The sequence below is a fragment of the Aneurinibacillus uraniidurans genome (genome assembly GCF_028471905.1).
GTDB lineage: Bacteria > Bacillota > Bacilli > Aneurinibacillales > Aneurinibacillaceae > Aneurinibacillus > Aneurinibacillus uraniidurans.
Genome location: NZ_CP116902.1, coordinates 1,577,788 through 1,602,847, shown reverse-complemented (window position 1 = coordinate 1,602,847; position 25,060 = coordinate 1,577,788). Strand labels below are relative to the sequence as shown.

The following is a 25,060-nucleotide window of genomic DNA, read 5'->3' as shown; positions in this document are numbered from 1 at the left end:
GCCCACTCCTTTCTAATTGCGCAGTGGCTTACCTTTTGTCAGCATGTGAATCATTCGCTCCTGTGATTTCGGTTCACCGCATAGGCTTAAAAATGCTTCTCGTTCCAGATCGAGCAAATACTGTTCACTTACATACGTACTGCGGTTTACATCCCCACCTGCCAGTACATGAGCAAGCTTTCCAGCAATCTTCAAATCATGTTTACTGATGTACCCACTCTGATACATGCCGTACGCACCGAGTTTGAGCACCGCCTTGCCATCAGCACCAACAACGCGGATTTTCTCCATGCGCGGTGGCGTATATCCTGCTCTATCAAGAGCAAGCACCGCCTGCTTCACGTCATATAGCAAGTGATCACGATTGATCGACACCGCATCCTGCCCTCGCAGCAGCCCTATATCGTGTGCTTCCTCGCCGCTTGTTGACACTTTGGCCAATGCAATGGTCTCGAATGCCCGGTTCACAAACGGCTGAAGATCAACCTTAGGATCGATTTGATCTGCCGCTTTTGTCATGCGCAGCAGTACTTCCTTCGTGCCGCCACCTCCTGGAATAACACCGACACCGACTTCCACAAGCCCCATATACGTCTCTGCCGCCGCCTGAATACGAGCTGCAGGAAGGCATACTTCCGTTCCACCTCCAAGCGTCATACCGAATGGCGCTGCCACAATTGGGCGCTGCGCATATTTCAGTCGCATCGCTGCCTGCTGGAAGCGATTCACGAGATAATTAATGTCATCCCAGTTGTCATCCTGCGCCTCACTTAAAATCATCATCAAATTCGCACCGACGCAGAAGTTCTTCGCTTCGTTATGAATGACAAGTCCGCGCCAGTTTCTCTCCACCTCATCAATCGATTTAAACATCATATCAACAATGTCATACCCAATCGCGTTGTTCGGAGAATGGAATTCAAGACACGCCACTCCATCGCCGATATCAATCAGACTGGCGCCGGGGTTTTCAAGAATCGGTTTCGCCTTTTCCTTATACGCAGCGAGCTGCATCTGTTCACGCTCCCGCTCTTCCTCCTGCCGCTCGCCGGTAAGCGTCTGGTAGTACCGTAGCGCCCGCTCTTTCGTATAAAAGGACGTCTGCCCGGATGCAAGCATCTCTTCTACCCAGGCCGGAATAATCTCCCCTTCTTGCTTCATCCGGGCTACCGCCTGCGGCACACCTAGCACATCCCACGTCTCAAACGGGCCTAGCTCCCAGTTAAAGCCCCATTTCATTGCGTTATCCACACTGACAATATCGTCTGCGATCTCTGGCAGTTTGGCAGCGGAATAGAGCAGCACCGCTTTCAAGACATTCCAGACGAACTGCCCTTCCTTTGTCGGACTATAAGCCAACGCCTTGATTCGTTTCTTTAAGCCACCTGCTGCCTTTGCCTGTTCTACCCCTACAAGCTTACGTTTCGTGAGCGGCACATACGTCTGTGTCGTATAATCAAACGCTAAAATTTCTTTTCCCGTCGCTGTTTTCGTTTTTTTATAGAAACCCTGCCCGCTTTTGTCACCGAGCCAGCCATTCGCTAGCATCGTATGTAGCAATTCTGGCACCCGAAATACTGCTTTTTCCGTTTCATTACCTACCGAGCTGTATACGTTACCTGCTACATGGACGAATGTATCAAGCCCGACCATATCGAGCGTGCGAAACGTAGCGCTTTTCGGGCGACCAATTGCGGTCCCTGTCATCGCATCTACTTCTTCTACCGTCCAGCCACCCCGCACCATCTCTGCAAACGTTACCATAAGGCCATATGTTCCGATCCGGTTGGCAATAAAATTTGGCGTGTCCTTAGCTAGCACAACACCTTTGCCTACTACCCGTTCGCCCACCCGCTTCATAAAAGCCATCACATCAGGGTCTGTATCACGTCCTGGGATGATCTCAAGCAGCTTCATATAACGCGGCGGATTAAAAAAGTGCGTGCCTAAAAAAGTACGACGAAATGCTTCGCTTCGCCCTTCTATCATCCGATTAATGGAGACACCTGACGTATTCGTACTAATGATTAGGCCGGGGTGCCAGTAAGCTTCGACTTTTGCCCATAAATCTTGCTTTACTTCCAACTTCTCCACTACCGCTTCAATAACCCAATCCACTTCAGTAATTCGAGCCAGATCATCTTCGAGATTCCCCGGCGTAATCAATTCAGCATTGCGTGCTGCAAATAAAGGAGCTGGCTTTGTTGTAAGTAACCTTTTTTTCGCTTCGTTCGCCAGACGATTCCGCACTGCAGTATCGTTCAGTGATAATCCACGTGCTTCTTCCTGTGCTGTCAGTGCAGCTGGCACAATATCAAGCAAATGCGTGCGAATCCCCGCATTCGCCAGATGTGCAGCAATAGCCGCTCCCATTACACCAGAGCCGAGTACAACGGCTTTCCGAATGGTTCTCTCCATATGTGAACCTCCTCACTATTGAATGAATACTCATTCATAATAAAAATTCTTAATCGTTATTCTAGTATATATTTTCAGATATTTCTAGATGCCTATTATTTTTTTTTGAAAATTAACGAGCATATAGAGAGTATCTATGGGGCACACTAACTTTGTATCATTTTCCTGTAGGCATTACATGTTAGATTTGCTAGACTTAAAACAAGCACAACATACTTGTGCAGTGGTTGAGAGTCAACGAGTTGTCTATCGTTGGCTTTTTTTCTATGAAAATAAAAAGAGAGAGCCATATCTTCTCTCTCCTCACCTTTTTAATCTGAACAAGCTTTCCCTTATTAATTTTGATCGACAAATTCACGAATCCCTTTATACAGTGCATCCGCGACTTGCTTCTGGAATTCTTCATCCGCCATCTGCTGCGCTTCTGAAGGGTTTGTAATAAAGCCTATTTCCACTAGAATAGCAGGCATTTTTGTATCTCGGATGACCTCGAACCCTGCTGGTTTAACTTTTCGATCCGTAAACCCGGTTGCCTGTACGAGATATTTATGAACGGTATTCGCATACGATTTACTTTTTTCACTTTTATAGTACGTCTCAGTTCCTTTTGCGGAAGCAGTAGCCGCGTTAATATGGACAGAGATAAATAAGTCCGCGCCTCCCTCATTGGCCATTTTGACTCGCTCAGGCCGCGTAGGATATGTGTCGCTTTCTCGTGTCATGACCACATCAAATTTGGGGTCAGCTCGCAAATTTTCTGCTACCTTTTGCGAAATACTTAAGGTTAAATCTTTTTCTCGCAGTCCATTACCAACCGCTCCAGAATCGGTTCCTCCATGCCCGGCATCAACGACAATTTTCACCTTCTCTTTAGTAGATAAAGGGACTGCTGGGATTGGCGTATCCGGCTGTGTGGTCGCCGGTTCAATCACAGGAAACTCTCCCTCGCCTGAAGGAGTCGCGACCGACGTCCCTGCTTGTAGAAACCCTACCATTTTGAATTTTTTAACAATCACTTTCGCTTTTTCACTAGGAACAGGTGCCGCCTGAGCCACCGCAGACATCATTCCCATCAGGAGAAAAAGCAGCAGACCGACCCGATAAAATGCTCTTTTCATCTTCTATCCTCTCTTCCATTATGACATTCACAAAACTACCAATCTACTATAATTCTACAAAAACTTCCTCCATTATACATTTGATGCACAATATAAGGAATGTTTTCCCTACAAAAAAGTAAGCAGGCATCTATAAAAGACGCCCGCTTACTTTTTACATACCTATTTGGTCGACTACGATTCAGAAAGCTCTGCGGAAGAAAGGCGTTCTTCAAAGATTGCTGCTTTCTCTTTTGGGCGAATCATCGTCATATAATACAATCCGCCCAGTGTCATCACAACGATAACGAGCAATGGCATGGCATAATTGACATACCACGGAGCATCCGGTGTACGCGGCCAGCAAAGATTGCCTATAACAAATAATCCCCAGATGGAAGACAGCACATTGACAAACCTTCCCCATTTCCCAAGATTCCACGGGGCAGCCGTACCATCCCAGCCCCGTTTACGAGCGATGAGCGCTCCAAGTGAAATACTTAAGTAGGCTAAATAAATGCCAATCGTACAAATGTTTACGATGTATGTCAGAGCAGATGCTGACATCGTTAGAATAATCGTAAAGGCGCCACTAAACAAAATAGCCGGAATCGGTGTTTCATACTTGGTAGATACCTTCACCCACAAGGAGGAAAACGGTACTTTTCCATCGCGACCGAACGAATATAACAGACGGGAAACACTTGCCTGTACGGCCGTTCCGCAAACAAAGATCGCCAGTACAGCCAGAACGATAAACGCATTGGCCACACCCTGCCCCAGGTTGCTTTCTAACACATATGAAAGTGCTACCTTAGACTGCATCGCCGTATTAAGATCTGGAATCGCCAGCACAAATGCGAGCAGAGCAAGCCCGCCAACAAAAAACGTAAGCACAAGGGAAGAGACGATTGTCTTCGGAACGACACGACGCGGGTCAATTACTTCTTCTGCCAGGCTGCCAGCAGAATCAAATCCAAACAGCACCCAGGTTGACATAAGCATCGCGGTGAGGAATACAGGTAAATAGCTGCCATCCCCGGCTGTTCCCGCCGTTTCAAGTGTAAACGTGATCGGATGATGGACCCCGACAAGAAACAAAGCAGCGGCCAGCACAAGCATCACCGCAATTTCTGCTACCATTCCAATGTTATTAATAAGAGCGGTTAATTTTACGCCAAAAGCATTGATCAATGTGTGCAATACAACCATTACAGCCGTAATGCCAAACAATATATCCGTATTTCCCGCATCCCACCCGATAATCTGGGCAACATACGGTGCTCCCCCGTAGTCAACAGCGGCAATCGTAGCCAACAGGGCAATCAAATAAATCCATCCAGCAAACCATGCATATGAAGGTCCCACTAGATGCTTGCACCATTGATAAATCGATCCCGCGATTGGATAATGGGAAGCAACTTCTGCCATCGTCAGTGCTACAAGCAGCTGCCCGATGAATACAACCGGCCAACTCCAAATAAATGCTGGGCCACCGGTTGATAAACCATTGCCAAACAGGCCGAATATACCTGTTGTAGCCGAAATAAATGAAAAAGCGATCGCAAAGTTAGAAAAGAACGTAAGATTGCGTTTTAACTCCTGCTTATAACCAAGTCTGGCCAAATCTTCCGCATCGCGATCAATGTGTGATCCATGACGATCCATACAATCCTCCTTATTATTAAATTTAAAAATTCAATATGCAATTTTTAAAAAACTGCAAATTTTATGCCACTTTTATCCCTTCTTTTCCCTACCTGTTTTCTTATTTTTTATTCATAATTACATAGAATATGCAATTACGCATATTTTCTACTGTAAGTAAAGCAGGCATCCACCCATTTTTCTCAATGCCCAAACTTTCGCCTCCCCTCCCCCATACACTATACCGTATGTATGAAGCAGGGGGGATCATATATGAACGAACGAGAACTTCGCCGACGTGCACGCCGACTTGAAGGGCAAATCGTCGCATTCGATTTAAAAGATGGTACCGGACAGGTAGGGAAGATTTGCCGTGTTACCACAGATACGATCTTTGTCCTACGATACTTATACCACAACCAATTTGCTACATTCCGCATCCTCATCTCCAACGTCCGCGCCATCCGTCGTTTCCCTCGCTGCTAGTATCATCTAGCGAACGACACAAAAAAACCGGCAGCATCCCGAAGAGGGCATGCTGCCGGTTTTTTTGTTAAATTGCAAGAAACTTATTGCGAATCCGCTTATAGCGAATTCCCTTTTTCTCACAGCAGTTTTTGTACTTGTCACCGCTGCCGCACGGACACGCATCATTACGTCCGAGCTTTCCTTCCTTTTTACGCTTTGCCGCCTTTTTTGCGTTACGCTCCGCATCAGGCACAGCATCTGTTGAACGTGCTGGCAGCATGTCTACTTGCTTACGAGCTGCCGGCTGCTCGGTTTTTTCTTGCACAGCAGGAGCCTCCGCTTTCGTACCCAGCTTGTCCAGCTCCATTTTTTCCGCAAGAATACTGCGAATTTTTACTTTCGCTTCCGTGACAAACTGATCCTGTTCGTGATACCCTTTGATCTCATAACCGCCCCCTGCCTTCTTCTCCGCGCACCAGGCATAATGGGAAGCCAGCGATTCTTCCAGCCATCCTTTATAAAACTCATCCACAAGCGCCTCTTCACTCGCAAAACCGGCTCCATTATTTCCATGCCGGTCTATAAACATATCGGCGTATTTTTTAATGGAAAGGGTAAGGCTTCGCTTTTCTCCGCTTGTCATTTCTTCATATGTACGAATAACAATCACCCCTACAAACTTCCTTCAAGTAGTATGCGTATCTTTCAATTGTACAAATATGTACGCAAGAAGAAAAGAAAAACAATGAAAAAAAATATATCCAGAATAGACTGACAATTCTAGGATAGATCATTTTTAGTATATCATACCACCTTCCTTCCTATGTGAGTGATTTCATAAATGATTACCTTGTAGCATTGTCGTACCTTTCATTTCACGCAATAATTTGGAAAGTACAACATTTTTCAACATTATTCGACATTTCAGAGGAGGAGATCATGATTCTACACAAACAAGTCGCAGCAACCCTGCTCTGTACTTTCCTACTGTCCCCACTTAGTACAGCATCAGACGCTCTAGCCGCTACACAAGTATCTGCTAAAACAGCCAGCACAACAACGGCCAACCAAACCGCTAAAGTAACCGCTCTTATAGACGGGGATACGGTACGTGTTACGATTAACGGAAAACCAGATACGGTTCAGCTAATTGGGGTCAAAGCTACAACAAGTACATATACGAAAAAAACAGTAGTTGGAAAAACCGTAACACTTGAATATGATAAAATAAAGCGGGATAAATATGGCCGCCTATATGCCTATGTATGGTTGAATAAGCAGCTATTTAATACAGACATGATTCGAAAAGGCTATGCAAAACCGGCAGCATTAGGAAGTAATACAAAGTACGCATCTTTGTTCAAAGCAGCTACAACTTCTTTAACTCCACCGCCACCACCGCCGCCACCGTCAACTGCTCCCGTCTCACAAGACGAAGCTAATACACCATTGAAACTCACGCTAAAAGACGGAAAACTCATGGTTGTGATGAAACAAAGCACCACTAAAATCCACACGGTTAAGTCAGGCGATTCCCTCTGGAAACTTAGCAAACAGTATGGAACCACAATCGAGGCGATCTGTGATGCCAATAAGATAACTGCGGACACTACCTTGCAAATCGGACAATCCCTGATCATGCCTGCATCCACAAACGTTTATGTTCCCGTGGAAACAGCCACCGAATAACCTACATAAAACTCCTCAGCACATAATACTGAGGAGTTTTGTTTATCTTATCTTTCCTATCGGTCAGAAGGTGTTATAATACATAAGACCCTTTTATCAACTATACACATGGAACGACTTATACGATCAAAGGAGAGAAACGATGAAGAAAATAGTCCCGTCTGCGATTGCATTATCACTGGCCCTGGCTTTTACTGCTTCCCCAGCCGTCTTCGCGCAACCAAAGACATCAACCAAATCTACTACCACAAAAAAAGAGAAGACAACCTCTAAAGCAGACACCAAGCCTGTAACGTATACGAAGTCGACCGTTACCGTGTACAGCAACAATAAAAAGATTACCTTTCCCCGCTCGCCTGTTACCGTTAATGATGTTCTACTCGTTCCGATGCGGGATATGTTTAATTCACTCGGTGCTACTGTTTACTGGGATGATAAAACCCAAACCATAACCGCACAAAAAGGAAATGATAAAGTCATCTTAAAAATTGGAAAAAAATCAGGCACCAAAAACGGAAAAACGATAACCTTTGATACCGCACCCGAAATCATTAACGGTACCACCATGGTACCTGTCCGACTAGCCGCTGAGTCATTCGATCTAGCTGTAATATGGGATGCAAAAAAGAAAGCAATTTTTATTCAGGAGAAAAAATCGGCCAGTACGCAGCCAAAACCAGCTCCTGTACAGCCGACTGAGACCACCCCAGAACCAGATGAGCAGGAGCAGGCGAACCTCTCCTCAAAACTATTGACCATGCAACTGGCGGAAGCAGTCGCATCAGGTAATGCCACTAGCGTCCAGACTGCTCTTAATGCTGGCGCAAACCCGAATGCTGCTTCTACTGATACGGGTGTAACTCCGCTCATGTCAGCGATTTCGGGGGACAAACTACAAATCGCCCGTGTCCTGCTTACGAAAAAAGCTGACCCGAATATGCAAGATAACACAGGCCAGACCGCCCTTATGTATGCGGTAGAACGCAATAATATCGAAGCCATCAATCTGCTTCTATCTTATAAAGCTGACCGGTCCGCGCAAACGAAACTGGGAGACAATGCCCTCTCTCTTGCCTATAGACAAGGATCGACCGATGTAGCACGTCTGCTCTCCTCCCTGTCCTTTCGGGAAGCGACTGCGATTGATGAACTGCGAAATAACCTTGACTGCACTGTTATCGATGGAATTAAAGCGAATGATATCGGCTTAAGTACAGGCCAAGCTGTCATGTATGTCACTCTTGCGGACCAAAATGCATTGAATAAATTCCGCGCCCTGTCAGATGACGCCAAAAAAGAGCTGATTTACAGTGCGGCATTCAAAAATTGGAGTGATGTCACAGGTGCTAGCACCTGCCGTGTACTCGTCCGATTCGAAGGACGCACGCTGCTCACCACCGATCTCACCGCAAGTACACCGCTGTCTACGGTAAAATGGAACTGATTTTTTGAATACACAAAGAGGCTGCTCTATTCGCCATGCTCTGGCGTTTAGGACAGCCCCATTTTTACGATTTCGTATTAATATAATCCCCGATATGTGTCTAGCCCCTGTCGCTTTGTAATCTCACGGTTTAATTCACTTGCTCCCTGCCACAAAACACCCGTATGCATCCAGTTTGTTCCTGCTGCCTCATCCTGCCTAAACAGATCTAACGCTTTTTGCTCATCTTCTGCTGAAAAATGTGTGTACGGTACGCTTTGTTCCATATAACGTACCTGCGCCCGCAGGAGGGAAAGACGTTCCCACTTCCGTACTGGATCATTGTTGCTGTAGTAGTCTTTTCTCACGCTGGCTTCCTCCTCACTTGTTAATCCGCTCTGCTTGTTACACCTTTCGTATTCGTTATTCTTTTTATGTCCGGTTTTTACTATAATTAAACGCTTTATTATTTTATTTTTACTTTCTGAGTAGTAAAAATATTACTCTCTTACTTTTGTATGCAAAAAAAGCACGAACTGTCCTTGCCAGTCCGTGCTTTTTCCTAATATTTATTGTTTTGTATCTTCTGTCGTTATGTACGTCCAACCATCTTCCTGATTTATGCGGCGCTCTTTCATCAACTTACCAAGCGCACGTTTGAAAGCGGCTTTGCTAATGCCAAACTTATCTAGAATAACATCAGGTGCCGTCTTGTCTGTATACGGGATGCGTCCGCCACGCTGCTTCACATACTCATAGATCATCTCAGCATCCTGACTGTAGCTCACTTCCTTGCGCGGTTTGGTGGACAGATTCAGTCGACCATCATCGCGTACTTTCGACACACGCGCTTGAATCAACTGCCCGACACGTAATTCTTCTTTCGTTTCATCCCGATGCAAGAATGCCAGGTGTTGTCCCTCTGTCATCACGAACGCACCGATTTTAATGATTTTGTACACATAACCGCTAATGTCCTGATTGAATAGATCAGGTGTGGCTGGCTCTGCAATCTCTTCAAAGTCTTCTTCTCGGCCCAGCACAGCAAGCAAGCGGCCCTGCTTATCATGCTCCAGCTGGATGTATACCCGATCCCCTGACGTTGGCCATTTGCTTTTCAGTTCTGGTAATTGATCGGCTGGCAGAAGGACATCTTTACGAATGCCGTTATCAAGAAACGCCCCCATGCGCGGGTGAATGTCGACAACCTCAAGCCACCCGAAATCTCCTAGCAGCACATGCGGCTCCATTTGTGTAGCCGCGAGTCGGTCCTGATGATCATGATACAAATACACCATAATGTCATCGCCAATCTCCGGCGCTTCTACAACATCGCTTTCGTGTAATAATACATCGGTATTTTCAATCGACACAAAGTAGCCAAACGGCGCCTTCCGCTCCACTCGTGCCCATTCTTTTGTTCCCGCTTCTAATCTCATCGTTTTGTTTCCTCCTTTATGACCGGCGCTGCAATGTGCGAGCGACCGGTAAACGCCTCAAGCAAAAAAGGTGACGGTGACGTCGGACGGCCCCGAAAATACAATGGGGAACTAATGTAGAGATCTCGCTTCGCCCGTGTAACCGCAACGTACGCAAGTCTGCGCTCCTCCTCCACCGCTTCCCGCCACCGCTCTTCTGTTTTTTTATGAAGCCAAAAATCTGGCTTCTCATCCGGGTCAACCGCAATACTATGCGGCATTACGCCATCAATGGCCCCGAGTACAATGACAACCGGATATTCAAGTCCTTTGGCCGCATGAATCGTCTGCAAAGTAATGCCTGTTGGTGCGGCCTGCTCCCGCTGTCGCTTCTTATGCGATTCTTTCTCTGCCAAAATCGTATCAATGTAGGCCAGAAATTCCGGAACAGTCGCAAAGTTGCGTGCTGCCTCCTCCAGTTCGAGCAAATCATCTCGAATGAGTTCTTTATGATAGGTAACCGCTCCGTCCTGCTCACTGCCCAGAAAACGGTCATAGCCGCCGCCTGCATCGTTGCGTACTTCTTTAATCGCCTGCAAAGGACTAATGCGTGCAATGCTGGCTAGCCATGTGACTCGCTCCTGTAATTTACGCTTCTGATAAGCAGGCAGCCCTTCCAGATGCCCAATTGCCTCTAGGTAGGCGATGCCCCGCTGAATGGCTGTGATGTGAATTTCTTTCTCATAGCGTGCCCGGCTAATGTAGAGACAGGGCAGAATCGAAGAAAGCGCCTGCTCATTATACGGATCAACCGAGAGCCTGAGAAAATCAAGCACGGGACGAATCGTTCCAAGCTCATAAAATGTCGGTTCGTCCCGGTGCGTCGTAAATGGTACATCAGAGAGCAAAAGCTTCTCATATAACGTCCGCACCGTGCTATGCGTCCGATATAGTACGGCAATGTCGGAATACGTATACTCTCCCGACTCTACCAGGCGGGTAATCAGCGCTACCACACATTCCGCTTCATGCTCCACCGAACGTGCTGTCAAATACATCGGAAGCCCCGGCGCACCTGGTAACACTTTTAGTTCTTTCTCTAGGCGATCCTCATTGTGGCGAATGACCGCATTTCCGAGTCCCACAACACCTGCCGGGGAACGATAATTAATATCCAGCGTAATGCATGTACAATCTGGATATTCTTGTGGAAAACGTAACATGATTGACGGTTCTGCACCGCGCCAGCCATATATGGCTTGATCGGGGTCACCGACGACACATAAATTGGCCTGCTCAGAAAGCTGACGAATCATTTCATATTGTGCGATATTCGTATCCTGATATTCATCCACCATCATATACGCTATCCGCCGCTGCAAAGCTTCGCGATACGTCGGGTATGCAGAAAGTGTTTCCATACAACCGGTAATCAAGTCTTCATAATCAATCAGATTGTGCTCTCGCTTGTACGCTTCATATCGCATGAGTACACGGCGCGCGTCTTCTTTAAGCCCGTCCACTTCTTCCGTATGCCACTCACTACCGACAACATACAGGTTGTTCTTTAAATACGCGAGCAGTGAAAGCAGTGTTTCCGCCTCATACTGCTCACCTGTCGCCATCTCTTTCGTCAATTGCCCAAGTACAAACTCCTTCTGCTTCTGGCTCATGATTCGGGGCTGCTCGGTTAGCTTATGAAAATAAATCGTCCGTGCCAGTGAATGGAATGTACCCGTAATCATTCGGCGAACCATTCCCGCCGTTACACCTGCAATGCCTCGCATCCGCTCTTGCATCTGCTGGGCCGCCTGGCGAGTAAACGTAACGAGCATAATGTTTTCTGGCGGAACACGATGCACAAGCAGCAAATAAGCGGCCCGGCACGTCAACACCGTCGTCTTACCGCTTCCCGCTCCTGCATTGATCAAAACTTGCCCATCTACGGCACGAACAGCGGCAATCTGCGCTTCATTCAAATAGATCCCACTGTCCTCAAGCGCCCGAAAAAAGGGGGCATCCGCCTCATCAGAGCAAACAAGCTGCTCGGATGTCAGTCCGTCTGCTGTATACGCTTGTGGCACGCGGGCACCGCCCGCTCCTCGCGGTACTGACTCCATATGATCAATCCCGTTCTCATGCTGCATCATTTTGTATCAGGCCTCATTCCGGAAAAGCTTACGCATGCAACTATACAAAAAATATGGAAGAAAAACAATGACAAAAACCCCGCTCATGAATGCAAGCGAGGGTTTTGCTATCGTTACGGTCTCTATATTGGTTCTCTCCACCATTATATCTTTTTCTATAGGTTTATATTGATTAGCAAACAGGCTGTTTTTCTTCTACCTGTTCAAGCATGGAGCGTGTCTCACGGAACCGATCATGGAAAGAGAATGCTTTCTCTAATACGTGCGGAGTTTGCCCACCACGCTTACATGCTTCGTCGAAGTATGCCTGCAGCTGCGGGCGATACATCGGATGCGCACAATTATCGATGATCACTTGTGCACGTTGACGCGGAGCTAAACCGCGCAGATCCGCAATCCCTTGCTCAGTTACTACGATATCAACATCATGCTCAGTATGATCCACATGCGATACGAATGGTACGACACTTGAGATCGCTCCACCTTTAGCGGTTGACTTCGTAACAAAAATACCAAGACGAGAGTTACGAGCAAAGTCACCAGAGCCACCGATACCGTTCATCATATTCGTACCCATTACATGTGTTGAGTTCACATTGCCGTAAATATCGAACTCAAGTGCCGTGTTAATCGCAATCAAACCGAGACGACGCACGATTTCTGGATGATTCGAAATTTCCTGTGGACGAAGCAGCAGACGGTCTTTGTATTTATCCAGATCCTTCATAACCTGCTCACTCTTCTCTGGTGAAAGTGTAATTGAGCAACCAGATGCAAAACGGATTTTACCGGCATCAAGCAGATCGAATACCGCATCCTGCAGTACTTCTGAATACACTTCTAGATCTGTGAACTCTGAATCAAGGAAGCCATGGAATACTGCGTTCGCTACTGAGCCAATTCCCGACTGCATCGGTGCAAGTGTGTTCGGCAAACGACCTGCCGCTACTTCGGCACGCAGTAGTTCAAGCAGGTGTGCTGCGATTTGGGCTGTTTCTTCATCCGGTGGAACGATTGTTGATGGTGAATCAGATTCATCCGTCACAACAATACCTTTAATCTTGGCCGGATCAACATGAATAGCCGCTGTTCCAATACGCTGATCTACCTGGGTCAATGGGATCGGCCCACGCTCCCCTTGTTCAGCCGGTGTATAAATATCATGAATTCCTTCAAGCGCTGGAGATTGGCGCAAGTTCAGCTCGATAATGATTTCTTTCGCATATTCAGCAAAAATAGCTGAGTTCCCAACTGATGTACTTGGAACAATTCCTCCATCTTCGGTAACTGCAACCGCTTCCACAATTGCGATATCAATCGGTGGAATGGAGCCGGAGCGAATAGCTTCTGATGTGTGCGATAAGTGCTGATCGATGTAGTTAATCTCGCCACCGTTAATTTTCGCACGCATCTGGCCATCTGCCTGGAATGGCAAGCGAATGTTTACGATGCCAGCTTCCGCCATGATTGCATCGATTTCAGAACCCATTGATGCCCCTGTATATACGTTAACTTTGAATGATTCTCCACTTTTTTTAGCACGATCTACAAGAGCACGCGGAACCTGTTTAACGTCTCCGGCACGGGTAAATCCACTTAATCCAAGTGTCATACCATCTTGAATCCATGTAGCAGCTTCTTCTGCTGTAACAAGACGATTGAGTAATTCTTCGTTGCGAATTCGTTGAGAAAACATTAGTAAAGCCTCCCACTAAAACGATTCTCTTTATCTATTTTTTTTAAATTATTTATACATTAACGATAGCATGCCCGTACAATAAGCTCCTTATATTCGATATAAAGCAGAATTTTTAACGATAAAACAGAAAAAATAACGATAAAACCCTTTCAAAATCCCAGAAAAAATCCAATAAAAAAAGAGAAGGAATATGGTCCTCCTCTCTAAAAGCCGAGCATGCGTCGGAACATACTGGCATATTTCTGACTAACTGGCACGCGGCTCCGTGTCGGGTCATTCATAATAAGTACAAACGTAGAATGAAAATCCGGGTGAATCTCCATAATCGAATGTACATTTACCATATAGGCACGGTGACACCGTATAAATCGATCAGATGGCAGCAGTCGTTCAAGCTCAATCAGGCTGTATTTATTTAAATACACGCCGCGCTCCGTGTGCAAAAATGTTTTTCCCTTATCCGACTCAATGAACTGAATATCAAACAGCGGAATCGGAATCCACCGATCTTCTCCACGTCCAATCAAAAAATGATGACGCGGCAGCGAGCGGTCGATCTGCTGGATAGAAGACGGAAAAATCGTCGTCACACATCCTTCTGCCTGCCCGTGTGTAATGATTGGGGTGCTCATCGCATAATACGGCACGCCAAATACGCTCTCCTCAAGATATTGAGCAAGCTTTTGCTTGTCCGACAAGGCTCGGCGTGTAAGAGTTCCTTCTTTCACTATATCTCCCGGCTTGATCTTCAAATCGATCATCCGACTCGGCTGGTAATAAATAAATTTCGATTCGTCTGCAATGGCAATCGAGGCTTCCTGTGGAAGTGTCTGGCTAATTGCTTGAACAATCGAATGCACCGATGATTGATCCATACATTCAACTCCTGTATATCGTATTGCTTTTTTATATCTACACTATACTTGATTTTGCCCCTCTTCGGCATAAAAAACGAGTATTTTCGTACATTTTTGTGCATTCTTTTTATTCTCTAAACTGTTTTTACCAGTTAGGACTTATGCAGGTGTTTTGTGGTAAAGTATTATGTAACAATAAGATCATATAAACAGCAAGTATTATGTCAGAAGGGAAGGATTACGCTATGCGTTTACCTTATGCTTTACTCGCCGCTGCGACTGTAACAATCGGACTGGCTGGCTGCACAAATACGTCCAGTACACCAACAAATGCGCCAGCACCAACGACTACAAATGTACCGGCCAACGGAACTCAGACACAGACAGAGGGAGCCGTAAATCAGCCAACCCCTAAAGCAACTGAGCCTGTACAATCCGATAAACCAACTGTTCAGAAAAAAACTGTCGAGCTTGTATTCAGCGATGATAATTTGATGACCGAATATAAAGAAACACATACCATCTCTTATGAGAAGAAAGACGACCTTCCATTGCTCGCGCTAAAAGCATGGCAAAACGGTCCAAAAAGCAAAAAACTTGTCAGCCTGCTCCCAGCTAGTGTTGAGATTCAATCCGTGAAAAAGGATGGTCATACAGCGATCGTTAGCTTATCGTCCAATGTTAAGCAAGCTGCCAATCTTGGGTCTACGGGCGAACAATTCCTTATGGAGCAAATCGCTACGATCATGAGCCAGTTTGGATTCAAGAATGCAAAAATTGTCCTCGATGGTAAGGAAACAGACACGATCCTTGGACACATGGATGCTTCCACTCCAATCGATCCGCTTACTCTATCTAATGTACCGCAAATAAAATAATGATGTAAAAGAACAGAAGCTGTCCCCATAGCCGAAAGATGGCAACGGGGCAGCCTCTTCTTTTAGAGAGGTATTCATGATTACTCCTCACGCGCACGGCTAAGCAAATAGCGTGCATATCCTATCGGGTTGGCATACGTTGCCTTCCACTCCCGGGTCATTTTTCCATTGCGGAAGCTGTACCTCTGATCCCGTCCATTGCATTCAATGAAAAGTGGAGTCCCTCCCTCTGTCAGCCCAATATCAAGCCCCACATCTGCCAGACCTTCAATCGAACGTTCCAATTTATACACTACACGTAACGCAAACATCTCTACTGCTTTCTCGACCGCTTTACGTTCTAATTTCGGATGATCGGTTAGCAAAACAGACAACGGATATACCCGTCCCCCCTGCCCAACATTGCTTAAAAATCGACCCTGCGGTGCTGCCTTCCCTACCATCCCCGTTACCTGCCAGTGCCCAGTCGCATCTTTCTGCACAGATACCCGCAGGTCAAACGGTCTTCCCTTATATGTGGCAAGCGGAAGCTGCTGCTGAATATGATACTTTCCACTACGCAGCTTCGTCCGAAGCAAAGCAGGGATCTGACCTTTAAAATCTAGATTGCGCCAGATTCGCTTTTTGTTTTCATATACAGCATACGAAAGCCGCCAGCCATCCTTTTGACGCGCCAGACGCATGATGCCAAATCCAATGCTCCCGCTGTTCGGCTTAATAAATAACTGACGATATTTCTTCATCATCATCTGCAAATTCTCTACGGTCCCTCGCACTGTATAAGCGAGATGCGGACGCAGAAGAGCATCGCTCCACAATAAGTCCTGAACATACGGTTTGCTGTAACGGTTCCAGCGATTAAACACAATAATGTTGTCTTTCGTCAAACTGTTTAGCTTCCCTTTCTCTGTATTTGAAAAATACAGCGCCCGATTATGAATCACCTTCGGCACAGGCACAATCATCCGCCGATATTTCTCGCCTTTCTTAACGTATGCCCACAACGTCGATTTGCCAGGCTGTACGTCCTCCAGCCGGAAATAACACGGTTTTAGACCATGCAGCTTGCCTCCTTCTTCATAAAACGCAAGGACTTCGGTCTGTGTCTTTCCTGCTGGAATCCCTTTATACATTGCCCGATTCAGCAGGACGCCTACATACGGAACTTTCATCACACGCCTCCTTGTCTGCTTTCCTCTATACAGTATGAGATAGCAAAAGGGCGGGTGCTTGTATGCGAAAGCTGAATGCAAGGATGGGCGAAGGGGGATCAGATGGGGCCTCGTCACTTAGGTATGCTTGCTATGAAGTCGGGACTGTCCGCTCCAGGTGTCAGGCGAACTCGCCCACAAAAGAGCCCGCGATGTATTTGCATCGAAGCATTGTGGGCAAAAACCCGTTCACCTGCCCCCTTCCGCTGGGAAGTCGCATACAGGCGTTCCGCTGCCCCACCCGATCCCGCTTTTTGAACGAAAACCATCAATCCGGCATCACATGTTTTTTGTAAATCGAAACGTTGTGCGGGGAGTGGGAGAAGTAAGAGCGCCTGTACGCGCCTACTCAGCGAAGGGAGAACGACGAACGAACCTTTGCGCCCGCAAGCGTATCGAAGCGAACGGCTCCTTCCTTCTCCCGCTCCCGCCCCCCACACTTTCGATTTCACAACAAAAAAAGCTGTCCCGTTTGCCATGTTCTGGCTTCGGGACAGCTTCTTTACTCCACGACAACTTTTCGTTTTGACATCTCATGTACTTCGCCTGCTTCGACATGATACATCAAATAATAAGTGCCTGGCTCCTTATACGTTTGTGTCAATTCATATAGACCTGCTCCAATTTTTTTCGGCTTAACAGTCTCATGGTTTTCGCGCTGCTTGTCTTTCCAAAGTTCGATATACACGTCGTCCGGCTTGTCCAAAGGCTGACCATTTTGTGTGACAACCAACTTGAATGTCAGCGTGTCCCCAACTTTTGGCGCCCATGTCTTCGTCTGGAATTCCACTTCAATCGGTGCAGGTTCCGCATTCGCACTTGGCTTTTGCGTATTGTTTGCTGAGCAGCCAACGAGCGCTACCAGCAGAAAGACAAGTAGCAATACTCGTCTAATCCATACATGTTGTTTCATCATACGTCCCACTCCTTACGATTGTTGCTCCTCATATTCATACAACGGCAAGTAAATCGACACAACTGTGCCAACTCCAACGGTGCTTTCGATCGTCCACGTTCCACCATGCAGATGAACAATCTGCCGCACAATCGATAATCCAAGACCACTTCCGCCATTTCGACGATTACGTGCTTTATCTACACGGTAGAACCGCTCGCCGATGCGAGCCAGCTCATTTTGCGGAATGCCCGGTCCGTTATCTTCTACCGTGAGTCGACAACGTCCACCTTCCGCCTTCATAAGGGTTACCGTAAGCTGACCATTTTCCGGTAGGTACCGCAGCGCATTATCACACAAGTTGTGAATCACCTGTTCAAGTCGATCCTGATCTCCCTTAACGATCATATCGGGATCAAGCTCCATCGTCAACCGTACTCCTTTTTCTTCAAGAAACGGACAAAACTTTGCCAGTGTATCTTCTACCAGCTGGGCAAGCGGGAGCGGCATCAACGCAAGCGGGTACGCCTCTCCTTCAAGGCGTGCGAGATCAAGCAGATCATGCACAAGCCGCTGCATACGACCTGCTTCTCGATAAATGAGCGTGACATATCGCTGCTTATCGGCTTCTGTCTGTACAACCCCTTCAATCATCGCCTCACTGTATCCTTTGATGTAGCTAAGTGGTGTGCGAAGTTCATGTGACACATTGGCGAGAAATTCTTTGCGCTGCTGCTCCACTTCCGCAAGTTCAGACGCCATATGATTGAGCGCATGACCGAGCCTGCCGACTTCATCTGTTATCCCGACATCGACACGGGCGGCAAAATTGCCCCGTGCCATCTCCCCTGCCGCCGCCTCCATCGCCCGCAACGGCTTTGTCAGACGGGTAACGATTTGCAAACCTGCATACATGGAAACAAGAATAAACAGACCGCCTGTCGCCAGCACAATATAACGCGCTTCACTGAACGCCTCTGTAATCGTCGCAAGCGGTACATACAAATACACAATCCCAGCCAGACGCTTACCATCTAAAAGCGGCACAATTACCGCCATAATCTTCCGACCAAACTTCTCTTCGTACCCGATCTTCCTTACCGTTTGCCCCGCTAACAGTCGGCTCCGCTCCTCTTCGGTAATAAGGGCATTGTACTCCACTTCAAACGGCAGACAGGCTCCCAGCTCACGTTGATTTTCCGTTACATAAATTTCTGCTCCCGATACGGTGTTAAACTTTTCCGCCTGCTGGCGAAACGCAGCCGTCAACGGTCCTCCCTTATACATCCCGGCCACTTGTTCTCCCTGATAGCGCAGAGATGATTCAACCTGCTGGACATACAACTTTTCATATAAATATTCTGTTAGCCCATACGACATCAGTACGGTGAACACAATGCCGGATGTAATGAGCAGCCACAGCCGCTGATTCAGCTTTAACGTAAATCCTCTCACTGCTTACACCTCAAACTTATAGCCGATTCCCCAGACGGTTTGGATGAGACTTGCATACTCTCCAAGCTTCATGCGGAGCGTTTTAACATGCGTATCGACTGTACGGGCATTGCCGTAATATTCATAGCCCCAGACCATCTCGAGAAGCTGGTCGCGACTTAATACTTGTCCAATATGGCGAGTAAAGCAGGCAAGCAAATCAAACTCCTTTAATGTCAGGAACAAATCAATGCCATTAATTCGCACTTTGTGCCCCTTAATGTCCATCTCAAGCGGACCGATGCTTGCAATGTCATCCACCTGACGATGCGTACGACGCAGTAGCGCTTCAATTCGGGCTACGAGCTCACGCGGGCTGAACGGCTTGACAATATAATCATCCGCCCCAATCTTAAGGCCGTTTACTTTATCCCATTCATCCCCTCGTGCCGTCACAAAAATAATCGGCACATCCGATTTTTCCCGCACTTTCATACATACAGAAAGCCCATCCATATTCGGCATCATGACATCAAGCACAAGCAGATCAAACCTGCGTTCCACAAGTCGTGCGAGTGCTTCCTCTCCATCTTCTGCTTCCACGCATTCATAGCCTTCTTTTATCAAATACATGGCGATTAACTCACGCATCGGTGCTTCATCATCTACCACCAATATTGAAAACTGACTCACGATTGCCCACCTTCCCGTACAACTATCTGCATCGGCCCGCCACCGACCCGCACTGTCTTGCTCACTTTCATCTGCTTCGGATCGACAACATACACCTGACCGCCCTCAAAGCTGGAAATATACAGTTTCTCTCGCCCCATCGCCATTCCGAACGGACTCGTACCGAGCGGCAGCGTTCCGGTTATGGCATGGTCTGTGACTCGAATGCGCCGCAATGTACTCGATCCATGACTGAGCACAAATACTGTATCTTCATTATATGGTACAAAATCAACCGGCATTGAGGGTGCTTGTATTTTCCCCTGCTTCTGGCCGGTCATAGCATTCAGCACTGTAATAGATTCTTCCGGCACGTCTCCCTCACCATGTCCACCTACCCACAGCTCCTGCTGCTTCGGAATAAACAGACCACCCATTGGTGATTCATTCGTAGCAAATGTACGCGTTACATGCCCGACTTTCGCATCAACCGTATATCCCTTCGCTTCATGCAAATCGTATACGTATACCCATTTTCCACTCGGGTCCGGAATAATCGTAAGCGGGTACGAACCAACCTTTACTTTCATCCGCTCCTGACCATCGAGTCCGTAGAACCGCAGTAAGCCATGATCCCGATCTGCCAGATAAATCGTCTGTCCATCCGTTGACGCAACCGCGTTTACAATGCCAGTCCCTATCTTCCAGACCGCCTTTTCCTTTCCATCACGCATATCAATGACATGTGCTTGTCCTTCATTTTTATGATAGAGCAGAATATTGTGGTGATCGGGCAGAAGAAGCATCCGATTAAATGCAAATTGAGGCTTCCACTCGGTTATGACCTCTCCCGTATTCGCCTGCAAAAATGAAACAGTACGAGACTGTGTGCCCGCTACAATGAGCACATCGTCTTCGAGTGGAACCGCTGCAAACGAACGAAATCCACAGCCTGTAACACCGATGGCCAGAAAGAACATGATACCGATCAGACATGCCATCTGTATTCCCTTCATGATTTTCTCTCCTTATGATCACTTCCATTACATAATACATTCATTATAAAAAAAAATTGTGTGAAATATGTGAAGTATTGACGATTTTCTATTTTCGTGGCATAGTTCTACATAGGTTGTGAACAAAAACACAACTCCTTTCAGGGCAGGGTGTAATTCCCGACCGGCGGTGATGGAACACCTCTTACTCGTTCCGCAGTCCGCGACCCGGATGCAAATCGTATGCGTCCGGCTGACCCGGTGTAATTCCGGGACCGACAGTATAGTCTGGATGGAAGAAGGGAGAACTTCATAATGAGAGGAAAAACACGCCGAATGGCAGTGCTTTCACTGCTGTCTGCAATCGGGTTTCTATTGATGTTCATAGAAATTCCGCTACCGATTTTCCCCATGTTTCTTAAACTTGGGATTAGCGAGATTCCAGCTTTAGTCGGAGCCACACTGTTTGGGCCGCTGGCGGGTGTCATCGTAGAATTACTTAAGAACGTCCTTCATGCAATTTTATATAGTCAGGACAGTATGGGCGTCGGGGAATTGTCGAATTTTATTGCTGGTAGTACGTTCGTCGTCGTCTCGGTCTGGTTCATGAAGCTCATGCGCGAGAGCAAGCTTAGCTACTGGGTCGGTACGATTACAGGCACGATCGTTATGGCTTGCGTGATGGGGATTGCGAACTACTTTATTTTTATCCCGGCTTATGGAGTACTGCTTGGCAAGTCCGTACCCGAGATTGTGGCCTGGTCACAGTCAGCTAATTCTAGCATTACTAGCCTGTGGGCGCTGATTCTGTATGCGGTGTTCCCATTTAACCTGATGAAAGGGATCATCGAAGCCATTATTACGTACCCGATCTATCAGCGACTTCGCCCTACGATTAAGACAGTCTCACAATGAGATATCCAATACAAAAAGGAGCTTCCGTTAACAGGAGGCTCCTTTTTTGTAATGTTGCTTTATATTACAGAGTAGGAAAGTTTAATGGCGAGACTGCCATTCTCCACGCCTATGTATTCAAGATCCTCAAATACCGCATTCGGGTATGTCATGTGAAATCGTGTCATCGTCTCGTACATTTCATCAGCGGAGCTTACGTGCAGCTCTATGCGCCCTGCATTATACATGTCTACATGATTCATCTCATTCACCCTGTCCGTATGTTTTTTGTACCATATAATTCGTGTTTCTTTTCCCATTTGTGGGGGGAAAGTGAAATTTTTTATTATTTTTGTGCTGCCAGTTCTTCCATTTCCGTAAGGGCTCGCTCGAACTGCTTCATCGCTTCCTGTACAGGTCTGGCAGTAGACATGTCAACACCGGCTGCTTTTAGCACCTCAAGCGGCGGCGCTGAGCTTCCGGCCTCCAGGAATTTCGTGCGAATGCGCTCAACAGCCACTTTTCCTTCTGTTTCAATTTGTCCAGCAAGTGCAGCGGAAGCAGCAAAACTCGTCGCATATTGATATACATAAAAATTGTAGTACAAATGCGGAATACGCGCCCATTCCATCGCAATCTCTGGGTCATTGACAACTGCTTTTCCATAATACTTCTGGTTAAGATCGACATACAGCTTTTTAATCGCTTCCGCGTTTAGTGACTCACCAGCCTGTTCCTTCTCATGCAGAAGCTTCTCAAATTCTGCAAACTGTGCCTGACGGAACAAAGTATTGCGGAAATTATCAAGATAGCCGTTCAACAATACCATTTTTTCTTCTTTTGTCTTTGCCTTGGCATAGCGACTTTTAAACAGTAGCTGCTCATTCAATGTAGAGGCAACTTCCGCAGTAAAAATTGGGTAGCCTGCCGTAATATATGGCTGCTTTTTGTTGGAGTAATAGGTCTGCATCGCGTGACCGAGCTCATGAGCAATGGTCGACACGTCATCGGCTGTTCCCTGGTAATTAAGCAGCACATACGGATGCGTATCATACGCCCCGGTCTGATAAGCTCCAGAGCGCTTGTCAGCGGTTGAATACACATCGATCCATCCGTCCCCAAACGCCTGCGTCAGTACAGTCGTGTAATCCTCCCCGAGAACGCTCAAACCGTCTAGCACAATCTGTTTCGCTTCCTCGTACGGGATATAGCGTTCCTTGTGCGGCACGGTTGACGTATACATGTCATACATATGCAGCTCCTGCACACCAAGCATTTTTTTCTTCAAAGCTACATACCGATGCAAGAGCGGTAAATTCTCATGAACGGTTGCAATGAGTTCATCGTATACTTGTACAGGGATGTTATTCGCTTCCAAACTTGCAGCAAGCGCACTATTATAGTGACGCGCCTTCGCATACGCATTATGCACCTTCACCTGGCCAGCTAGTGTCTGGGCAAATGTGTCTTGAAATCCTTGGAGCGTTCTGTAGTATGTCTGGAACGCATCGCGACGAACAGATTGATTGGAACTTTCGAGATACGACACATAGTTAGAACGAGTTAACGGAACATCCTGACCTGCTTCGTTTTTGATGGACGGGAATTTGATATCTTTGACCAGCATGTTATATACAGACTCGGCAGTTCCGGCAAGCGGAGACGTCTGAGCGAGCAGCCGTTCCATGTCGCGTGATAAAATATGCGATTTGCTCCGACGCACGTCTTCAAGAAAAAGGCGGTATGGAGCAAGATCAGATGAGGCAAGTAATGCTTTCATACGTTCATCAGAAATCGCTACAATCTCCGGGGTCATCCAAGCTGTCTTTTCTCCTATGAATCGGTTCATATTGCTTGCCCGATCTGAGAGCGCCTGCAAGGACGAATCAGATGTATGTACATCAAGTCCAGCACCCGCATATAGTGATGCTTTGTCTCGTATCCGCGCCATCACTACATACTGATCTAGCACCTGCTTCATCTTCTGTGGAGACGAAGCCAGCTGGCCCTGATACGATGCGATCACGCCTGCCATCTTCTCTGCCTTTTTCACATCTGCTTCAAAAGCTCTGTGGCTCGCATATATTTGTGCAAGCTTCCACTTATACATGTCAGGAATCTCGTCCCGTGTCTGATATGACGGAACTGTAGTTTCTGCCGCATAAACGACCCGGATCGGAATTGAGGACGGTACAGAAACAGAAGTAAGCGCTAACATAATGGCGCTGATTGTTTGCATGGTTCGTTGTTTCACAGTAAGTAGTTCTCCTTTCAATTTTGGCTTGGGAGATGAGGAGTAGCCCAACATGTAGTGGAGGAGCGGAGAAGGAAGTCGCTTTGTCACTTGGTTACGCTCTGCGAAGAAGCAAAGACTGTCCGCTCCTGCCGACAGTTGGGCAGTTCCACTCAAGCGCAAATTTTGTACGGCTTCGCTCCACATGTTTTTATATTTTTATTTTTTGAATCCAAACTTTGTTTGGGAGGGAGAGAAGAGGGAAGCAAGAGAGCGTCTGTACGCTTGTTCCCCAGCGGAAGAAGAACGGTGAACGGGCCTTTACCTGCAATTCTTCTATGAAGAAACATCGTGGGGCTTTTCTTTGCGGGCGAGTTCGCCGGGCTCCTGGAGCGGGCAGTTTATCCCCCCCTGCCAAACATACCTGAGCGAACGGCTTCTCTCTTCTCTCCCTCCCACCACACAAAGTTATGTGATTACAAAAAAAACCGGGAAATGCCTATATAGCATTCCCCGGTTTCACACTTTTATTCTTTTGGCGCGTTTTTCATCTGTTTATGGAGCGTGGCTAGAATCGATTTGCGTGTCAATATACCTTTGAACACACCTTCTTCATCTACTACGCATAAAAACGGATGATTAATCGAAAGCTCCAGCCCACGGAAAAATGTTCCGCTCTCCCGCATCCAGCCTACTTTCGTATTCATCACTTCTTCTACGCGACGCGTTCCAAGTTGCTCAAACTCGATTCGCTCAATGCCAAGCGCTGTATCCAAAATAAGCGGCATGCTGATTAACCCTTTAAGCTTATAATCCCGATCTAAGACTGGAATCGCAGTATAACCCGATTTAATAAGTACAAGCAAGGCGTGTTCAAGCGTATTGCCTTCCTGGACAATCGCTACTTTGCTTCCTGGAATAACAAGATCCGCAATACTTTCTTCCGGTCGGACTGCTTTTTCTAGTTTCCCCATATATCGAT

The 25,060-nt window shown here is 46.8% G+C and carries 23 protein-coding genes and 1 riboswitch; of the genes, 5 read left to right on the top strand and 18 right to left on the bottom strand.

Features of this window, described 5'->3' with window-relative positions; all coding sequences use genetic code 11:
- Nucleotides 1-12: 12 nt before the first annotated feature.
- The 3 genes from PO771_RS08030 to PO771_RS08020 all read right to left on the bottom strand — a co-directional run bounded on the left by PO771_RS08030 (nt 13) and on the right by PO771_RS08020 (nt 5,183).
- The gene (locus PO771_RS08030) at nt 13-2,418 is read right to left on the bottom strand and encodes a 3-hydroxyacyl-CoA dehydrogenase/enoyl-CoA hydratase family protein (protein ID WP_272562746.1); all 2,406 of its coding nucleotides are present in this window, start codon (nt 2,416-2,418) and stop codon (nt 13-15) included.
- 335 nt (nt 2,419-2,753) lie between these two features.
- Entirely contained in the window at nt 2,754-3,536 is a 783-nt protein-coding gene (locus PO771_RS08025; protein WP_272562745.1) for an N-acetylmuramoyl-L-alanine amidase family protein, read from the bottom strand.
- A gap of 174 nt (nt 3,537-3,710) precedes the next feature.
- Nucleotides 3,711-5,183 (bottom strand): APC family permease, encoded by a 1,473-nt coding sequence (locus PO771_RS08020; protein WP_272562744.1) that lies wholly within the window; start codon nt 5,181-5,183, stop codon nt 3,711-3,713.
- Between the two features lie 252 nt (nt 5,184-5,435).
- Here PO771_RS08020 and PO771_RS08015 point away from each other — a divergent pair, with 252 nt between their 5' ends.
- The gene (locus PO771_RS08015; RefSeq protein ID WP_272562743.1) at nt 5,436-5,648 is read left to right on the top strand and encodes a hypothetical protein; all 213 of its coding nucleotides are present in this window, start codon (nt 5,436-5,438) and stop codon (nt 5,646-5,648) included.
- Between the two features lie 67 nt (nt 5,649-5,715).
- Here the strand turns inward: PO771_RS08015 and PO771_RS08010 are convergent, their stop codons facing one another.
- Nucleotides 5,716-6,300 (bottom strand): SEC-C metal-binding domain-containing protein, encoded by a 585-nt coding sequence (locus tag PO771_RS08010; protein ID WP_272562742.1) that lies wholly within the window; start codon nt 6,298-6,300, stop codon nt 5,716-5,718.
- A gap of 269 nt (nt 6,301-6,569) precedes the next feature.
- On the opposite strand from PO771_RS08010, the gene PO771_RS08005 reads away from it, so the two are divergent.
- On the top strand, nt 6,570-7,319 hold the full coding sequence (locus PO771_RS08005; RefSeq protein ID WP_272562740.1) for a LysM peptidoglycan-binding domain-containing protein: 750 nt from the start codon (nt 6,570-6,572) through the stop codon (nt 7,317-7,319).
- 142 nt (nt 7,320-7,461) lie between these two features.
- Complete coding sequence (locus PO771_RS08000) at nt 7,462-8,763, top strand: stalk domain-containing protein (protein ID WP_272562739.1); 1,302 nt, start codon at nt 7,462-7,464, stop codon at nt 8,761-8,763.
- 77 nt (nt 8,764-8,840) lie between these two features.
- Here PO771_RS08000 and PO771_RS07995 read toward each other — a convergent pair whose 3' ends face one another.
- The 5 genes from PO771_RS07995 to PO771_RS07975 form a co-directional block, all read right to left on the bottom strand.
- Nucleotides 8,841-9,110 (bottom strand): hypothetical protein, encoded by a 270-nt coding sequence (locus PO771_RS07995; protein ID WP_272562738.1) that lies wholly within the window; start codon nt 9,108-9,110, stop codon nt 8,841-8,843.
- 201 nt (nt 9,111-9,311) lie between these two features.
- Nucleotides 9,312-10,181 carry a CvfB family protein gene (locus PO771_RS07990; RefSeq protein ID WP_272562737.1) on the bottom strand — a complete coding sequence of 290 codons (870 nt, stop codon included), beginning with the start codon at nt 10,179-10,181 and terminating at the stop codon, nt 9,312-9,314.
- On the bottom strand, nt 10,178-12,310 hold the full coding sequence (locus PO771_RS07985; protein WP_272562736.1) for an ATP-dependent helicase: 2,133 nt from the start codon (nt 12,308-12,310) through the stop codon (nt 10,178-10,180). The genes PO771_RS07990 and PO771_RS07985 overlap by 4 nt, the downstream gene beginning before the upstream one ends.
- A 172-nt stretch (nt 12,311-12,482) precedes the next feature.
- Nucleotides 12,483-14,006 (bottom strand): succinyl-CoA:acetate CoA-transferase ScpC, encoded by a 1,524-nt coding sequence (locus PO771_RS07980; RefSeq protein ID WP_272562735.1) that lies wholly within the window; start codon nt 14,004-14,006, stop codon nt 12,483-12,485.
- A gap of 206 nt (nt 14,007-14,212) precedes the next feature.
- Nucleotides 14,213-14,884 carry a LytTR family DNA-binding domain-containing protein gene (locus tag PO771_RS07975; protein WP_272562734.1) on the bottom strand — a complete coding sequence of 224 codons (672 nt, stop codon included), beginning with the start codon at nt 14,882-14,884 and terminating at the stop codon, nt 14,213-14,215.
- Between the two features lie 227 nt (nt 14,885-15,111).
- Here PO771_RS07975 and PO771_RS07970 point away from each other — a divergent pair, with 227 nt between their 5' ends.
- Nucleotides 15,112-15,744, top strand: coding sequence for a GerMN domain-containing protein (locus PO771_RS07970; protein WP_272562733.1), 633 nt, complete (start codon nt 15,112-15,114; stop codon nt 15,742-15,744).
- 80 nt (nt 15,745-15,824) lie between these two features.
- Here the strand turns inward: PO771_RS07970 and PO771_RS07965 are convergent, their stop codons facing one another.
- The 6 genes from PO771_RS07965 to PO771_RS07940 all read right to left on the bottom strand — a co-directional run bounded on the left by PO771_RS07965 (nt 15,825) and on the right by PO771_RS07940 (nt 20,972).
- Nucleotides 15,825-16,916 carry a YheC/YheD family endospore coat-associated protein gene (locus PO771_RS07965; protein ID WP_272562732.1) on the bottom strand — a complete coding sequence of 364 codons (1,092 nt, stop codon included), beginning with the start codon at nt 16,914-16,916 and terminating at the stop codon, nt 15,825-15,827.
- 113 nt (nt 16,917-17,029) lie between these two features.
- Nucleotides 17,030-17,434, bottom strand: coding sequence for a hypothetical protein (locus tag PO771_RS07960; protein WP_272562731.1), 405 nt, complete (start codon nt 17,432-17,434; stop codon nt 17,030-17,032).
- Between the two features lie 23 nt (nt 17,435-17,457).
- Complete coding sequence (locus tag PO771_RS07955; protein WP_272562730.1) at nt 17,458-17,871, bottom strand: FixH family protein; 414 nt, start codon at nt 17,869-17,871, stop codon at nt 17,458-17,460.
- Nucleotides 17,872-17,883: 12 nt separating this feature from the next.
- Entirely contained in the window at nt 17,884-19,305 is a 1,422-nt protein-coding gene (locus tag PO771_RS07950) for a sensor histidine kinase (RefSeq protein WP_272562729.1), read from the bottom strand.
- A 3-nt stretch (nt 19,306-19,308) separates the two neighbouring features.
- On the bottom strand, nt 19,309-19,935 hold the full coding sequence (locus tag PO771_RS07945; protein ID WP_422665003.1) for a response regulator transcription factor: 627 nt from the start codon (nt 19,933-19,935) through the stop codon (nt 19,309-19,311).
- A gap of 38 nt (nt 19,936-19,973) precedes the next feature.
- The gene (locus PO771_RS07940; protein WP_272562727.1) at nt 19,974-20,972 is read right to left on the bottom strand and encodes a YncE family protein; all 999 of its coding nucleotides are present in this window, start codon (nt 20,970-20,972) and stop codon (nt 19,974-19,976) included.
- A 132-nt stretch (nt 20,973-21,104) separates the two neighbouring features.
- A riboswitch (FMN riboswitch) is annotated at nt 21,105-21,259 on the top strand.
- A 7-nt stretch (nt 21,260-21,266) separates the two neighbouring features.
- On the opposite strand from PO771_RS07940, the gene PO771_RS07935 reads away from it, so the two are divergent.
- Nucleotides 21,267-21,866 (top strand): ECF transporter S component, encoded by a 600-nt coding sequence (locus tag PO771_RS07935; RefSeq protein WP_272562726.1) that lies wholly within the window; start codon nt 21,267-21,269, stop codon nt 21,864-21,866.
- Between the two features lie 59 nt (nt 21,867-21,925).
- Here the strand turns inward: PO771_RS07935 and PO771_RS07930 are convergent, their stop codons facing one another.
- From PO771_RS07930 to cbpB, 3 genes are all read right to left on the bottom strand, one after another.
- The gene (locus tag PO771_RS07930; protein ID WP_272562725.1) at nt 21,926-22,108 is read right to left on the bottom strand and encodes a hypothetical protein; all 183 of its coding nucleotides are present in this window, start codon (nt 22,106-22,108) and stop codon (nt 21,926-21,928) included.
- Between the two features lie 83 nt (nt 22,109-22,191).
- On the bottom strand, nt 22,192-24,099 hold the full coding sequence (gene pepF / locus PO771_RS07925; RefSeq protein WP_272562724.1) for an oligoendopeptidase F: 1,908 nt from the start codon (nt 24,097-24,099) through the stop codon (nt 22,192-22,194).
- 506 nt (nt 24,100-24,605) lie between these two features.
- Complete coding sequence (cbpB, locus tag PO771_RS07920) at nt 24,606-25,052, bottom strand: cyclic-di-AMP-binding protein CbpB (RefSeq protein ID WP_272562723.1); 447 nt, start codon at nt 25,050-25,052, stop codon at nt 24,606-24,608.
- Nucleotides 25,053-25,060 lie beyond the last annotated feature (8 nt).

Bases quoted from the DNA above. Each gene is read 5' to 3' on its own strand.
- PO771_RS08005 (WP_272562740.1), top strand. From the start codon at position 6,570: ATGATTCTACACAAACAAGTCGCAGCAACCCTGCTCTGTACTTTCCTA.
- cbpB (WP_272562723.1), bottom strand. From the start codon at position 25,052: ATGGGGAAACTAGAAAAAGCAGTCCGACCGGAAGAAAGTATTGCGGAT.
- PO771_RS07955 (WP_272562730.1), bottom strand. From the start codon at position 17,871: ATGATGAAACAACATGTATGGATTAGACGAGTATTGCTACTTGTCTTT.
- PO771_RS08030 (WP_272562746.1), bottom strand. From the start codon at position 2,418: ATGGAGAGAACCATTCGGAAAGCCGTTGTACTCGGCTCTGGTGTAATG.
- PO771_RS07935 (WP_272562726.1), top strand. From the start codon at position 21,267: ATGAGAGGAAAAACACGCCGAATGGCAGTGCTTTCACTGCTGTCTGCA.
- PO771_RS07980 (WP_272562735.1), bottom strand. From the start codon at position 14,006: ATGTTTTCTCAACGAATTCGCAACGAAGAATTACTCAATCGTCTTGTT.
- PO771_RS08020 (WP_272562744.1), bottom strand. From the start codon at position 5,183: ATGGATCGTCATGGATCACACATTGATCGCGATGCGGAAGATTTGGCC.
- PO771_RS07975 (WP_272562734.1), bottom strand. From the start codon at position 14,884: ATGGATCAATCATCGGTGCATTCGATTGTTCAAGCAATTAGCCAGACA.
- PO771_RS07965 (WP_272562732.1), bottom strand. From the start codon at position 16,916: ATGAAAGTTCCGTATGTAGGCGTCCTGCTGAATCGGGCAATGTATAAA.
- PO771_RS07990 (WP_272562737.1), bottom strand. From the start codon at position 10,181: ATGAGATTAGAAGCGGGAACAAAAGAATGGGCACGAGTGGAGCGGAAG.
- PO771_RS08015 (WP_272562743.1), top strand. From the start codon at position 5,436: ATGAACGAACGAGAACTTCGCCGACGTGCACGCCGACTTGAAGGGCAA.
- PO771_RS07940 (WP_272562727.1), bottom strand. From the start codon at position 20,972: ATGAAGGGAATACAGATGGCATGTCTGATCGGTATCATGTTCTTTCTG.
- PO771_RS08000 (WP_272562739.1), top strand. From the start codon at position 7,462: ATGAAGAAAATAGTCCCGTCTGCGATTGCATTATCACTGGCCCTGGCT.
- PO771_RS07985 (WP_272562736.1), bottom strand. From the start codon at position 12,310: ATGATGCAGCATGAGAACGGGATTGATCATATGGAGTCAGTACCGCGA.
- PO771_RS07960 (WP_272562731.1), bottom strand. From the start codon at position 17,434: ATGGCAAACGGGACAGCTTTTTTTGTTGTGAAATCGAAAGTGTGGGGG.
- PO771_RS07930 (WP_272562725.1), bottom strand. From the start codon at position 22,108: ATGAATCATGTAGACATGTATAATGCAGGGCGCATAGAGCTGCACGTA.
- PO771_RS08025 (WP_272562745.1), bottom strand. From the start codon at position 3,536: ATGAAAAGAGCATTTTATCGGGTCGGTCTGCTGCTTTTTCTCCTGATG.
- PO771_RS07945 (WP_422665003.1), bottom strand. From the start codon at position 19,935: ATGCGTGAGTTAATCGCCATGTATTTGATAAAAGAAGGCTATGAATGC.
- PO771_RS07970 (WP_272562733.1), top strand. From the start codon at position 15,112: ATGCGTTTACCTTATGCTTTACTCGCCGCTGCGACTGTAACAATCGGA.